We start from the raw sequence: 13,753 nt of genomic DNA on the forward strand, positions 1-13,753 counted from the left end.
CGAAACGCCTCCACTTTCGCCGCCGTATCGTATAGTAATAAAAGCTTGCTTTATCCTGTGGAATCTATCGAGTCTTTAATTTTAGTAAATCCGGTCAATGACCGCTCTGGCTGTCAATTCCTTCATCTTCTTGGACTCCTCGCCATTCAGGTGCTCCAGCCCCTGGCAGAGCAGGTCAATAATGAACAGCTGGGAGATCTTGGCCCCTACGGAGCCGCCCTCCAGCGGCGATTCCTTCCCGGCCGTCAGCAGCACGATGTCGGCAATGGAAGCAATCGGGGACTTGGCGTAGTTGGTCATGGCAATTACCTTGGCTCCGTTCTGCTTGGCCTTCATCAGCATGTCATTCGTATCCAGCGTGCTGCCGGAGACGCTGATGCCAAAAGCGACATCGCCCGCCCCCATCGTCACAGCCATCATCGACTGGATATGGCTGTCGGAATTGGCTTCCACCCGCCGCCCGATGCGCAGGAAGCGGTTCTTGGCGTCCAGTGCCGTGATGCCCGAAGAACCCACGCCAAAGAACTGGACATACCGGGCCTGATCCAGAGCGTCTACCGCCTGCTGCAATTGCTCCCGGTCCAGCATCCCCAGGCTGGAGTGCAGGACTCCTACCATCGAGGCATACAGATGATCTGCATAGTCCCCCTCTTCTGCCCCCTGCTCGCCATCCTGCGCGACCTGCCGCTTCGGCAGCCCTTGGGCAAGCACCAGCTTGAAATCCTGGTAGCCCTTGAAGCCGATTTTGCGGCAGAAGCGCATCACCGTAGTCTCGCCCGTTCCGGCAAAGTCGGCCAGCTCAGTCACAGACAGATAGATCAGATTGTCCGGATGCTCCAGCACACATCTCGCTACCTTCTGTTCCGATTTGGTCATGGAAGGATAATACGTGTTAATTCGGTCATTCATTTCCATTGTCATTCATCCTCACTTTTCTCGCGGCTGCTGCGAACTGCCGGGTAATGAGCTGCGGCCTGGTGATTGCCGAGCCTACTACAACTGCATAAGCCCCCAGGTTCAGCGCCGCTTCCACCTGCGCAGGCTGGCTGATCCGTCCTTCAGCTATGACAGGAATCTTCAGGCGCTGTGCAGCCTGCCCCAGCAGCTCCAGATTTGGCCCTTCCTGCTGCCGGGAATAGGGCGTATATCCTGACAGTGTAGTCGAGACACAGCTGACCCCCAGCGACTCTGCATATAGCGCCTCCTCCAGAGTGGAGATATCCGCCATGGAAGCAGCCGGGCTTGCGTTCAGCAAATCTATGATTTGCTCCAGCGTACAATTCCCTGGCCTGCTCAGGCGGGTCGCATCAAAGGCGATCATATCCGCCCCCGCCTCCAGCAGCTCCTCAATCTCCCGCAGCGTCGGGGTGATATAGACGGCAGAATCCGGGTAATTGCGCTTCACGATGCCAATAACCGGCAGCGCGACCGCCTGCTTGATCGCCCGGACATCCGCCGCCCCGTTCGCCCGGATGCCGACAGCCCCGCCTACCTCTGCCGCCAGCGCCATGCGGGCCATAATCTCAGGCCCGTGCAGCGGTTCGTCAGGCAGCGCCTGGCAGGAGACAATCAGCCCCAGATGCAAGCTTTCCAGTATATTTTTGCTCAGGGTCCCCACCCACTCTCTTATATTCTAATAGACAAGCCCGCCTTAAGAGCGCAGAAACCGCACAGACAAGCCCACCTCGAACATGCGGTTCCAGGGCATATAGCAATCGGTAATCTGCACACTTCCGGCCGGACTGTCAATCCGGACAGCCAGCTCTTCGCCCAGCCGTTCCTGCACACGGGCGGCCACGCGGCCGCGCGGCCCATCCAGCTCGTATTTGCCGTAGCCCATCTCCTGCACCGGGCCTTCGCTCAGTTCTCCCCGCACGACCGAACAATAGCACACATCTTCGGCATACCGCAGCGCCAGGAAATCCAGATGCGCCTGTGTACGCCCGTAGAGCAGATAGATCATCGCTTGTGAGATGACGGTGCCGAGCGAGTTGGAGCTGGTGTTCCAGCCGGCGTATCCGGCGAGGTCGAACAGCAGGTTGGTCTGCCGCAGCATTTTGACCAGCTTCTGATCACCGCCATTGGCATATCCGACGTCCGCAACAGCGACCGGAATCCTCTTGCTCCGCAGCATGTATTCCCCATATTCTACCAGATCCATCAGGTTCCGGTATACATCATAGCTGTGAAAAGCGTGCCTCTGCGACACCGCCTCCTCCATCGTCTCCCCCGGTGTGCTGATAAGCAGCACCAGATCCGCTTCCGCAGCGCTCGACGCGATCAGTCCGCCTGCGGCCAGAATCTGATATTTCAGCGTCTCGTAGAAGAACCGGTCCTCGAACAGCGGGGTAACAAACGCTCCTTGGATGGATGACAAGCGCGGATACACCAGCGGCCTCCGTCCGGCGGCTTTATTCATCATCCGGGCGAGCAGCGTGCAGCCTACCTCATCTGCACCGGGGTACATATAGACCTTAAGCTCCAGATCAAGCGCAGTGATTCGGGCCCGCACCTTCTCCTGATCCTTGGCCGTATGCCCGTACGGTGCCGAATCATCCTGCGGAACAATCATGAAGTCGATGATCCCGTCACGGACCAGCTCCAGCGCCAGCTTGTTCGCCTCAATATTGACCGCTCTGCGGCCGAGATAATCCTCCAGCACCCCAGACGGCAGACGAAGATCAATCTCGGCCAGCTCGCGGATCTCCTCGTCGGTAGCAATCCCCAGCTCCAGCCGGTGCTGGATGAACCCCTTGCGGAAGATCTCCCGGCCCCAGTCCGCATAATAATCCGGCTCCTCGTCCGACAGGGAATACTGCGGACAGCGCATAATCAGCTGGAACGCATACAGCTTCAGCTGCGGATGTCGCTGCTTGATCCCGCGCAGCCGCTCCAGGCGTCCGGTCAGCTCTGCGGGCTCCAGCCCGTGCAGCCGCGAGGGAATAATGCCTCCATAGAGCAGCGTATCGAGGGCGACTACTGCTCCGTCTGCACCTGCGCAGGCAGCCTCGAACCAGGACCACAGCTGCTCCACATCACCCGGTCGCTTCTTCAGCCCCATCAACTCCCCCGGGGGACGCTCCATAATGTATTCCGTCTCCTTGGCCAGCAAATAAGGAAACTCATAATTGCAGGGCCGCTCGTCCAGCGGGATGAAGATCAGCTTACTGTGCTTCGTCATGCCCATCCTCCTTCTTCAGCTCCTCCGGCAGCTTCACGCCCAGTGCTTCAGCCGCACGTATGGCCGGATCACTGCCCAGACGGACGCCATAGCTCCGGCAGGTTGCTAGGCATTGGAGTACCTCTTCCCGGGCCTTCGGCTGCCGCGGCTTCGCCAGTTGTCTGCGGATAGCCTGCCACAGCGCGGCATCCGCCGTTGCCCGGCGCAGCCAGGGCCCCGCTTCTTCGGCGAACTTGGCGTTACTTAGCCCGCCAAGCCGTTCAGCAGCCTGCTCCAGCCGGCTGAAATAGCTATCCAGCCACGCCAGGTCCCGGCGGGCAAGCGCATCTTCCAGCTCCGGGTACCCGCCGGAATACAGGCGGCTGTTCAGATTCTGCTGGCAGAAGAACATCATCTCGTCCGCCAGCTCTCCAGCGAATTCACGGACGGACAGCTCCCAGGACAGCTCAGGCATGTACCGCTCACTGTTCCACATATAATGGGACATCGTTGTGAGTGTGATCTTGGAGCATTCCCATTGGTTCATCGGATTGGCAACGACCGCCGTATGCCCCAATTGCCCGAGCCGGGAGCTGCGCCCGCGCACCGGATCAAGGAACAGCCGGTCCTTGTCGCAGTCATTCACCGGAACATTGTCCCATAGCCACAGCTCATGCCCGTAATAGCTGCGGTTATCCTCCGCATGCTTCCGGCCGATCTCCGGGGCGAACACGAAGTAGCCGGTCCAGAATACTTTTACATTCGGATGAAGCTGCTCCCGGATATCCTTCTTATACTCCGTGTTCCAATACGACCAATATTCCGAGGGACACATCGCCAGGGTGAAGCTGGGCAGACACGATGCCAAATAATCGTAGACCCGGTTCGTCACATAAGCATGGGCGGCCCCGGAGCGTTCCAGAAACTGCCTGTTGTCGCCCGTAAGCACATAATCAATGTCATCCATCAGCAGCGCGAAATGCCGTACTCCGACCGCGATCATCGCAGCCAGCTTCTCTTCCAGCCTGGAGAAGTCCTCCTTGCTGCGGAATTCCAGATCATTGCCGGGACTGATACAATAGTAGAAATCCACCAGATGCTTGTCGCATTCTTGCTTCAGCTCATGAATCCCGGCGAAGATGTCGTCCGGATAAGGCTCACGCCACAGCTCCCGGTGATAAGGATCATCCTTCGGCGCGTACATGAAGGCGTTCATGCGGTGCCCGCCCATATACCTGACCGCATCCATGCGGTCCGCGAAGCTCCACGGTGTTCCATAGAACCCTTCTATAATTCCCCGCACCGGAAAAGAGGGCTCATCCTCCACCGTAACCACCGGCAGCCGGCAGCAGTCCCCCTCAATGGTGAGCAGCTGCTTCAGCGCCTCCAGCCCATATTTCAGCCCCCGGCGGCTTGAAGCAGCCACCACAAGCTTCGCTTCCTTGCCGATCACCAGCCGGTAGCCATCCGCAGCCAGCGAGCCATCGTACTCCAGCATCAGCTCAGCATTGCCCTTGTCGGCAGTGGCTACGCCCGGACCGGCCGGCTTCAGAATCTGTATTCCTCCGCCGTCTTCCAGCAGACCCTGTACATCCTGATTCATGGCATAGCGTGAGGCCAGCTCACAGCGCAGCTGCGGACCTTCCAGTACAAGCTCTTCTCCCCCGGCATAATAATCGCGGAACAAATACTGGCAGTCCCGTAACGAAATTCCCATTGAATAATGCCTCCTTAGTTACCCTTTAATTGCACCCGCAATACCTTCCATATAATACTTCTGCGTGAACAGGAACACGGTGATAATCGGCAGCACCGAGATCATGGTACCGGCGGCTATCCAGCCGAAGTTGTAAGAGAATTGCCCGTTCAGATACGTAAGTGCCGCCGCCAGCGGATACTTCTGCGGATCATCCAGCACTACAATCGGCCACAGGAAATTGTTCCAGAACGCCATCACCTCAAGCAGGCCGATGACGGCAATCCCCGGTTTGACGAGCGGCATCACGAGCTGAATGAAGATGCGCAGCTCGGAGGCCCCGTCCATTTTGCCCGAATCGCGGATGTCTGCAGGGATGCCCAGGAACGTCTGCCGCATCAGAAAAATATTGAACACTGACACCGCCGCCGGAAGAACCACGCCAAGGAACGTATTGCCCAGATGAAAGGACTGAATGGTCAGATAATGTACGATCATTGCGGTCGCCGACGGAATAATCATGGTCGAGATCAGCAGCGTGAAGATCAGGTTCCGCCCCTTGAAGCGGAAAGCCGCCAGCGGATACGCTGTCAGGCAGGACAGCAGGATATTGAAGGCTACCCCAAGCAGCGTAATGACCACCGTGTTCATAATATAACGCGGGAAATTCATGAAGTTCCACACCTGCACATAATTATCGAAAGCGATGAAGGTGGGCAGAATGGCCGGCGGGTTCGCAAACACATTGCGCCCCGGCATCAGCGATACGCTCAGCAGCCACAGGAAGGGCCCCATCATGAACAGAGCAAGCAGAATCAGCAGAATATAGGTAATCAGATAACGCAAGCTACGCGGCATCAATAGCTATTCACCCCGCCTTTCCGGTTGAGCCGGAATACCAGTACACTAAGCGCTCCTACCAGGACACTGACGATCAGCCCGAGCGCCGAGGCATAGCCGAAATTGAACTGCTCCAGCCCTTTTTGAAAAATATAAACGCTTGAGGTCAGTGTAGAGGTCCCCGGCCCGCCCTTGGTCAGAATGTAGACCTCGTCGAACACGCGGATCGCCCCCATGACCGAAATCAGGGTGCAGAAAAGAATATGCGGACGCAGCAGCGGAAGCGTCACATGCACAATCAGCCGCAGCGGACCCGCCCCGTCTACGCGCGCAGCCTCATACAGATCCGCCGGAATACCCTGCAGCCCTGCGAGATAGAGCATCATGTAATAGCCGAGACCCTTCCACATCGTAATGAACATCAGAACATACAGCGCTGTGCTGCTCGTGGAGAGCCAGGAGACCTGCTCACTGAGAATCCCCGCCTTCAGCAGCAGATAATTGACAACGCCGTTATTGCCCAGGAGCCAGCTCCAGATCAGCGCTACCGCAACCATCGAGGTTACGACCGGTATATAGTAGGCGGCCCGGAACATTTTGATGCCCGGAATCCGGCTGTTGACCAGAATCGCCATTAGAATCGCCAGGATCTGGATCACCGGCACAATCAGCACATACACCAGTGAATTCCACAGCGAAATCAGGAAATTGTGATCCTGGAAGGCCCGGGTGAAGTTATCCAGACCCACGTAACGCGTCTCTGCAATGACAGAATAATCGGTTAATGATAGCGGAATCCCGTAAATAATCGGCCAAAAGGTAAACACCGCCAAGAACAGCAGACCCGGTGCCATAAACGCCCACGCGGTAAAAGATTCGGATCGAATCCTCTTGTACACCCGCCACGCCTCCTTCTCCTTCAAATAACCCCGCAAAGTAAGGCTTTAGCTTAGAGGTTTACTCAGGTGCTTTGCGGGGGCACAAACATGTAAATTGGGGGGATTCCCCATCATCAAGCTGTACCTCAACAGTCTAGGAACCCTGACTGATGATATTATTGACTTCCTTCTCCACCTTGTTCAGCGTTTCCTTGATATCCGCATCGTTCATCAGAATCTCCTGTAGCCCCCGTGCCAGTGCAGAGTTGATATCCCCGGCACTCGGTACGCCAACCATGTAATCCGTAGCTTTGTCCAGACTCTGTGAGGAAGCGACCTTGGCTTCGGCTTCGAGTGAGCCGTCGGAGTCTGTGAAGAACGGATCTTCAATCGAAGCCCGGCTTGAAGGCAGTGTGTTGGCGACCTTGGAGAAGGCCGTCTGGTTCTCGCTATTCGTAATGAAGGCGGCGAATTCCACCGCCTGCTCCGGGTTCTTCGACTTCTGCGGCACCACCAGATTCATTGAATTGGAGAGGCGCAGGTTAGCTTTGCCGGTTGGCAGCGGTACGGCAATTGTATTCTTGTAGACATCCGGCGCGGAGGTCTTGATGAAGTTGATGAAGGTTGGGCCCGACAGCTGGAAGGCTACCTGCTCCCCGGAGAAATACTGGATCTGCTTGCTGAAGTCCGCATCCTCCTTCAGCACCACGCCTTCCTTCATCAGATCGCGCATCTGGGCGATCATGGCCTCGGCTTCCGGCGTGTTGAAGGCCGCTGCCGTCTTATCCTCATTAAGAATCGGGATGCCGTCGATCGGGAAAAGCTTAGAGACGAGCTGCTGCGCATAACCCGCGGCACCGGTCTTCTCGTGAACCTGGCGGGCCCATTCCACCAGCTCGTCGCGGGTCTGCGGCGGGCTGGCAGGATCGAGTCCGGCCTTCTCCACCAGCTTTTTATTCATGAACAGCACTTCAGTGCCTGTATACCAGGGAAGCGCATAAGCTTTGCCGTCCAACACAGTAGAATTATAAATGCCGTCAAAGTAACTCTTCGCTTGATCGTCCGTCAGATATTCGTTCAGATTCAGCAGCGCACCCTTACTGCCTAATTGACTGGCGAATTCGGTGTTAAGATTCACTACATCGGGGCTCTTGCCGCTGGCCGTGCTGGTGAGCAGACGCTGCGAGATCGCATCATAAGGATAGTCCTTCCACTCCACATTTACTCCTGGATGGCTGCCCTCATACTTGGTGATCAGTTCATTGAAATAGTCGTTGAACGTCGGTTGAAGTGCAATCGTCCAGAACTCCAGCTTAACCGGCTCCGCAGCAGGTGTTGCCCCGGCTCCAGTGCCAGCCTCTCCGGTGCTTCCTGCAGGGGTGCCCTTCGTATTGCCATTCCCTCCGCAAGCCGCAAGCAATAATGACATGGTCAGCAGTAATGATACCGTGAAGCCCTTTCTGTTGGTTCCCACACAACATTCCCCCTCAGTATTAGTGTAAGGTGAGCGCTTACTCCCGTGTCAGATTTCCTGACTTGTGCTCCCTCTTTTTATGAGTATAGCAGATTTTGGATTATAATGGAGCATTTTTTCTAAAATTAATTTAAAAAAGAAATATTTTTTCTTTTCTGCGGACGAAATCACCCGGGGAGTGAATCATTCTTCCTACAATGTGAAACCATGCACAAGCGAGGGCGTAAATAGCATTATCCAAGGATAGGGAGTGAATCGAATGGTGAACAAAGACTGGCTCAAGGAAAGCGAACGTTTCAATGAAGTGGCTGAATACTATGATAAGTATAGGCCCAGTTATCCATCCACCCTCATTGAGCAGATCGTGCAAGAGGCTTCGCTGACTGCGGAATCCAGAATCCTTGAGATTGGGGCGGGCAGCGGCAAGGCCTCGGAGCTGTTCCTGAACCGCGGGTATGAGCTGCTATGTATTGAACCCGGCCCGCAATTGGCGGAATTGGGAAGACAGAAGCATAAGGAGAAGAACGTACGATTTGTAACCTCAAGATTTGAGCACTGGTCCGGGCCGGAGAAGGATTTCGACCTGATCTTCTCTGCCCAGGCCTTTCATTGGGTGCCGCAGCCGGAAGGCTATGCGAAATGCGGGCGGCTGCTTAAGCCCGGAGGAAGACTGGCGCTCTTCTGGAATTTCTATTTGCAAGGGGAGAGTAATATGGAGCAGCAGATTGCTGAGGTCTGCGCACAATATGAGGTCTCCTGGTTCAATAAGCTGGAAGAAATCAAACGGAGAGTAGATAGAACAAAGTCAGAGCTGTCAGCCAGGGATGAGTTCGGAAAAACGGAGGTATACAGCTATCCCTGGGAGAGCCGGGATAATGCGGAGAGCTTCATTAATTTCCTCCGGACCAGCAACGGATTCATCGGGCTTCCCGAAGCAGAGAAGAATGAACTAAGCTCCAAGCTGCATGAGATCATAGATCGGAACGGCGGAATCCTCCATAGACATTATATAGCTACGTTATTCATAGCCGAGGCAATGAATCTAGCGGAGTCCTAAAATTCAAGACTATCTCAGGCTGAAGGGTGTAAAGAGTAACGGTCAAGGAGGAGCATCCAGGGCATCCACACAGCAGAAGTAGTTGGAAAAACGTATCTTAATTTGGGTGTTTTGGAGAGTCTGAGGGTATTAGTTGGATAAACGTCATTTAATTTCATGCATTCCCTCCACTCTGCTCCATTTGCCGCCTATTAAGTGCTGTTTTTCCAACTGTTTCCTGTCAAAGACGCTTCCGATCATGAGCAAGTGTAGTTAATCCACTTAAACTCGGCAGCAGCCCCAACTCCAACCCAAACACTAAGCCAACCCCCGAGCGGCCGCTGCGGAGGTTGGGGGAATAATATAAGTTACTTAGCTGCACCGGCTTCTACAAGCCATTGCTGCAGCTCCTTGAAGTCTGCGATCTCACCGAGCACGATCTTCTGGATATCACCTTCTGTATTGATGATGTAGGTGGACGGTAGTGCGGCAACCCCGTACGAAGCCGATATTTTGCCGGTGACATCAATGATTACAGGGAAAGAGAAGTCCTGCTGCTCCATATACTTGGATACCGTGCCCTTGGATTCTCCTGCATTAATGAACAAGGTCGCAATTTGAGTCTCTGAGGACTCATGAATTTCATTTAACAACGGCATTTCCTGCATACAGGGCTTGCACCAGGTGGCCCAGAAGTTAAGCAGCACGACTCTGCCCTTGTAATCACTCAGACGCACCTTCTCCCCCTTCCAGGTGACCGCTTCAAAATCAGGAGCCGGAGCCCCCACCGCCAATCTTCCGGACGGAGTGCGGCTGGAATGATCCATGTATACCCATATTACAGCTATAGTCGCTATGGCAATTACCAGCAGGGCAACGATCCGGCGGAGCTTCATCCCAGCCCCAGACTGTGGTTGAAGGCAGCATACAGAGAACCGAACTCTGCACGGATCTCTTCGGTTGGGCCTGATCCCACATGTTTACCCTGGTTAAGAAATACAATCTGATCCGCGACCCGGTCCGCAATCTCCAGTTGATGGGTGGAGAAAATAACCGTATGCCCCTCCTCCTTAATGCCTTGAAGCAGCTTCACAAATTCATTCATCCAGAACGGGTCCAGCCCGTTGGTCGGCTCGTCCATAATCAGCAGCGGCGGTTTGCCGAGCAGCGCTTGAGCGAACAGAACCCGCTGGCGCATCCCTTTGGAGAAGGTGTTCACCAGGCTGTTGCGTTTATCTGCAAGGCCAACCAGGGTAAGGACTTCCTCTACCCTGGTTTTGCGCCCGGGAATTTTGCGCAGCGCCGCCCAGAAGGTCAGCATCTCTTCGGCAGACAATCCATGGCTGAATTGATAGTCATCCGGCATATAGCCAATTTGCTGCGAGTAGAGCTTGCGTGATGTCTTCCAGTGCAGTCCGCTCACGGATATTTCGCCTGAAGTCGGCTGCAGGATTCCGGCCACCATTCGCAGAACGGTGCTTTTGCCTGCCCCATTCCCTCCGCAGAGGGCAAGAATGCTGCCTCCGGGAATTTGGAAGCTGATCTCTTCGACCAACGTTTGTTTTTTGATCCGCTTGGAGATTCCTTGTACCTGAACCAGCGGGTTATCCACGGGAACGCCCCCTCTCCCAGATCCAATACACCGACAGGATAGACAGCAGTATCCAGACTAGACAGACCGCGATAAATAACAGACTGCCGCCCGGACGGCTAATCCACTCCACCCACTGATAATATTCCGGCCCCAGGACAGCCCCCCCGCCCAGCTTAACGACAACGAACAGGCGAACAAGCTCTGCCGGGTTAAGAATCGTGAGCGCAATCAGCAGCGGCTTGATCCAGAGATAGGGCAGCAGCCCCAAGCCTGCAATCAGAAAGGTCGGCCAGCCGATTACGGCGAAGAACCATACCGCAACGGAGACGGTCAGGGCTTGCCAGCGGCTCTGGGAGAGGGAGCCGATGAGCAGGGCGATCGTCAAGAACAGCAAAACCAGTCCCGCAGAGAAGGCCAAGAAGAGAAAATAAGTGCCGGAATCAAACGCCGTGCCAAGAAATCCGCTGACCAGACCCATGAGTCCATAACCAAACGCTACAATAACTAACAATACGGCGGCCAGCCCCGTATACTTGCCCAGCACAAACGATAATGTTCCAATGGGATACGTGGATAAGAGCTGCCAGCTGCCGTCCTCCTGTTCCGAGGTTAGCGAGAAGGAACCCAGGAATAACGTCATCAATGGCAAAAGATACAGAATCAGGCTCAGCATGGAACCCGTGACGGCAGTATAACCTTCCACTACATTATTGGCATTAATCAGCAGCAGACTGAGACTGAAGGTGCAGAATAAAGCCAGGAAGGAATACGCCCACGGGTTGCGGAAGCCCATCTTCAGCTCTCTGCGGGCAATTTGCAGAATGTCTGCCATGCTTACATATCCATCTCTTCTGACGAAGTACCTTCCTCCGAGCTATGCTCCTTCATATGATCCTCTCCGCCAGGCATGTCCATGTTCATCATATCCTTATTCTGCTTCCATTCATGGGAAGCCAGCTCTCCGGCGCTCAGCACGGTTCCAAGCCCCTGCTCCTTCACGAAGGCTTCGGCTGCCGCTTGATCCTTGAAGCTGACAACCCCATAGGCCATGGGCGTACGCAGAGTCTCGTCATAGACATAACTGGCTTTGCTGAATTCAACCCAGGATTTGTCGTTATAGTCGCGGACATAATCCATACCGATCTGATCGGTCCCGTTGGTTGTCTTCCATTCATTCATACAGCCGATATCATCAAACTTATAATTCTTGCCGTCCTTGGTGGTCAGCTGCGTGGCGAATGCATCATCCTTCACCTGCATGTTGCAGACGACACAGATATCCACTTCTTCGTTGATGGCCACCGGCTCATACTTCTTCTGCCCGCAAGCGGCGAGGATTAGCAGGCTCATGACTACCGTCAAGACCAGACTCCATTTTCTCATAATCTCAGTACCCCCAGATATATTATTGTAATTACGGATAGAAACATTAACAGCCAGCCCGCTACCATTACTGTGCCTTGGCCCCCTGATGCCTGATCCGTGGTGACTGCCCCTGCATCAAGCTGCATGAGCGGCGCTGAATCCGTTGACCACTGCGCTGTACCGCTGGTATACATATCACTAAGAAACGTCATGCCCGGTGACTGGAAAAAAAGCTGATAAGCTGCATTACGGGTGACGAGCTGCTGATAAAAGGGATTGATCGCATACTTCAGATCGCTGATGCCATCGCCGGTAAGATCCAGTCCTTCGAACGCATCCCAATAATTCCCGTTCATCTCATTGTCCCTGCTGCCCGTGGCCTGGGCTTCAATGACATTCGCCACAAAACCGTTGCGCTGGAAGCGGTTGCCCTCTGCATTCTCGAATTGAATGCCGGTATAATTCCGGAGGACCAGATTATGCTGCAGGACATTATCGGAGGATTGCTGCATATAAATCCCCACCCGGTTGCCTTCTACCAGATTGTTCGTAAGGGTAGAATTACGCACATCGTAGAGCAGGATTCCCTGGGAATGGACATTCCGGCTCTGCTTGCGGAAGGAGTTCCCGGAGACCACAACATCGGTTACTCCCATCACCATGGCGCCGGTAATGTTATATTCGCCAATGTTGTTAGTGACCTTAGAGCCGTTGATGTACATGCAGTGGACCCCGTACCGCAGATAAGACAGCTTATTCTGATCGACCACCGTATTGCGGCTGTTCTCCAGATAGATGCCATCCCGCAGATAGGATATGTCGTTGTCTCTGATCTCAGCGCCATGAGAGTTATAGAGATCTATCCCGTTGCCTCTCAGGCCTGGCGCCTCTCCAGGGGGAATAAACCAGCGGATCTTGTTCCCCGACAGCACTCCGCCATCCGCTTCACGCAGTACAATTCCATACCCCGCTGAATGAATCACAAGTCCCTGCAACGTCACCCTGTCGGCTTCCACCCGAACCGCCGCAGCTTCTCCGTCGTTATTTTGCTGAATATTCAGATTCTCCAGCTGTACACCATCGGCCAGGATCAGCACTGCGGCCGGTTCATCCGGGCCGGTATTGAGAAGAGTTGCCGCGCCGTTCCCGTCAATGGTTAATTTCTTATCAATGCGGACAGGGCCCGAATAGGTTCCGGGTTCCAGACTAATCCTCTCTCCAGTCCTGGCCGAATCAACAATGGGCTGGAGCGGAATCGCTGCTTCTGTACTTCTCTCCGCCTTGGCTACATTGCAATAGAACAAGCATGTGGCTAACAAACCTGCTAAGAGTACAACACTAGCTTTGGATAAACCGGACGGATGGAAGATTTGGTTTAGTGGCATGATTCACTCCCCTCGGTGTATGCCTGTTCTCCATTCTATCTTTACCAACTGAGCAAACTGGTATAACCTGACGATGATAGATAACCGCCACTCTATAATAACGTTTTCAGTGTAAATAAAAGGAAGCGGGCTGACTATAGCCCAATGTAGCTATCCCTGCGAGAAAATGTGTCTAAATTGTGATGCGAAACAAGCAAGTGGAAAAACGTTAAGCCTGTTGATTACCTATATTCTGGTAATTAAATCAATAGCATGGGCTAAATAAATCTTCCACTCCACAGGTAGCCTTTGCAGCGTAAATAACCGATCAAACTCGGCGAACGTT

General features: G+C 54.3%; 13 protein-coding genes. 1 reads left to right on the top strand and 12 read right to left on the bottom strand.

What is annotated here, in order from left to right; all coding sequences use genetic code 11:
- Positions 1 to 81 precede the first annotated feature (81 nt).
- The 7 genes from HQN87_RS21325 to HQN87_RS21355 form a co-directional block, all read right to left on the bottom strand.
- Entirely contained in the window at positions 82 to 915 is an 834-nt protein-coding gene (locus tag HQN87_RS21325; protein ID WP_173137416.1) for a MurR/RpiR family transcriptional regulator, read from the bottom strand.
- On the bottom strand, positions 902 to 1,597 hold the full coding sequence (locus HQN87_RS21330) for an N-acetylmannosamine-6-phosphate 2-epimerase (protein WP_436836481.1): 696 nt from the start codon (positions 1,595 to 1,597) through the stop codon (positions 902 to 904). Before HQN87_RS21330 ends, HQN87_RS21325 begins: the two co-directional genes overlap by 14 nt.
- Positions 1,598 to 1,651: 54 nt before the next feature.
- Complete coding sequence (locus HQN87_RS21335; RefSeq protein WP_173137418.1) at positions 1,652 to 3,181, bottom strand: DUF4127 family protein; 1,530 nt, start codon at positions 3,179 to 3,181, stop codon at positions 1,652 to 1,654.
- Positions 3,165 to 4,877, bottom strand: a complete 1,713-nt coding sequence (locus tag HQN87_RS21340) for a glycoside hydrolase family 84 protein (protein ID WP_173137420.1) — start codon at positions 4,875 to 4,877, stop codon at positions 3,165 to 3,167. The genes HQN87_RS21335 and HQN87_RS21340 overlap by 17 nt, the downstream gene beginning before the upstream one ends.
- An 18-nt stretch (positions 4,878 to 4,895) precedes the next feature.
- Positions 4,896 to 5,714 carry a carbohydrate ABC transporter permease gene (locus tag HQN87_RS21345; protein WP_173137422.1) on the bottom strand — a complete coding sequence of 273 codons (819 nt, stop codon included), beginning with the start codon at positions 5,712 to 5,714 and terminating at the stop codon, positions 4,896 to 4,898.
- A complete protein-coding gene (locus HQN87_RS21350) occupies positions 5,714 to 6,595 on the bottom strand; it encodes a carbohydrate ABC transporter permease (protein ID WP_173137424.1) in 882 nt (293 codons plus the stop codon). Before HQN87_RS21350 ends, HQN87_RS21345 begins: the two co-directional genes overlap by 1 nt.
- Before the next feature lie 133 nt (positions 6,596 to 6,728).
- Complete coding sequence (locus tag HQN87_RS21355; RefSeq protein WP_367272762.1) at positions 6,729 to 8,048, bottom strand: ABC transporter substrate-binding protein; 1,320 nt, start codon at positions 8,046 to 8,048, stop codon at positions 6,729 to 6,731.
- Between the two features lie 259 nt (positions 8,049 to 8,307).
- Here HQN87_RS21355 and HQN87_RS21360 point away from each other — a divergent pair, with 259 nt between their 5' ends.
- A complete protein-coding gene (locus tag HQN87_RS21360; RefSeq protein WP_173137426.1) occupies positions 8,308 to 9,105 on the top strand; it encodes a class I SAM-dependent methyltransferase in 798 nt (265 codons plus the stop codon).
- A 347-nt stretch (positions 9,106 to 9,452) separates the two neighbouring features.
- On the opposite strand, the gene HQN87_RS21365 is transcribed toward HQN87_RS21360, so the two are convergent.
- The 5 genes from HQN87_RS21365 to HQN87_RS21385 are packed head-to-tail and all read right to left on the bottom strand — an operon-like array spanning position 9,453 to position 13,428.
- Entirely contained in the window at positions 9,453 to 9,980 is a 528-nt protein-coding gene (locus HQN87_RS21365) for a redoxin domain-containing protein (protein WP_173137428.1), read from the bottom strand.
- On the bottom strand, positions 9,977 to 10,696 hold the full coding sequence (locus HQN87_RS21370; RefSeq protein WP_173137430.1) for an ABC transporter ATP-binding protein: 720 nt from the start codon (positions 10,694 to 10,696) through the stop codon (positions 9,977 to 9,979). Before HQN87_RS21370 ends, HQN87_RS21365 begins: the two co-directional genes overlap by 4 nt.
- Entirely contained in the window at positions 10,689 to 11,510 is an 822-nt protein-coding gene (locus HQN87_RS21375; RefSeq protein WP_173137432.1) for an ABC transporter permease, read from the bottom strand. Before HQN87_RS21375 ends, HQN87_RS21370 begins: the two co-directional genes overlap by 8 nt.
- Positions 11,511 to 11,512: 2 nt before the next feature.
- Positions 11,513 to 12,061 (bottom strand): nitrous oxide reductase accessory protein NosL, encoded by a 549-nt coding sequence (locus tag HQN87_RS21380; protein ID WP_173137434.1) that lies wholly within the window; start codon positions 12,059 to 12,061, stop codon positions 11,513 to 11,515.
- Entirely contained in the window at positions 12,058 to 13,428 is a 1,371-nt protein-coding gene (locus tag HQN87_RS21385) for a right-handed parallel beta-helix repeat-containing protein (protein WP_173137436.1), read from the bottom strand. Before HQN87_RS21385 ends, HQN87_RS21380 begins: the two co-directional genes overlap by 4 nt.
- Between the last annotated feature and the right edge of the window lie 325 nt (positions 13,429 to 13,753).

This window comes from Paenibacillus tritici (genome assembly GCF_013204885.1).
In the GTDB taxonomy this organism is placed as follows: Bacteria; Bacillota; Bacilli; order Paenibacillales; family Paenibacillaceae; genus Paenibacillus_AQ; species Paenibacillus_AQ tritici.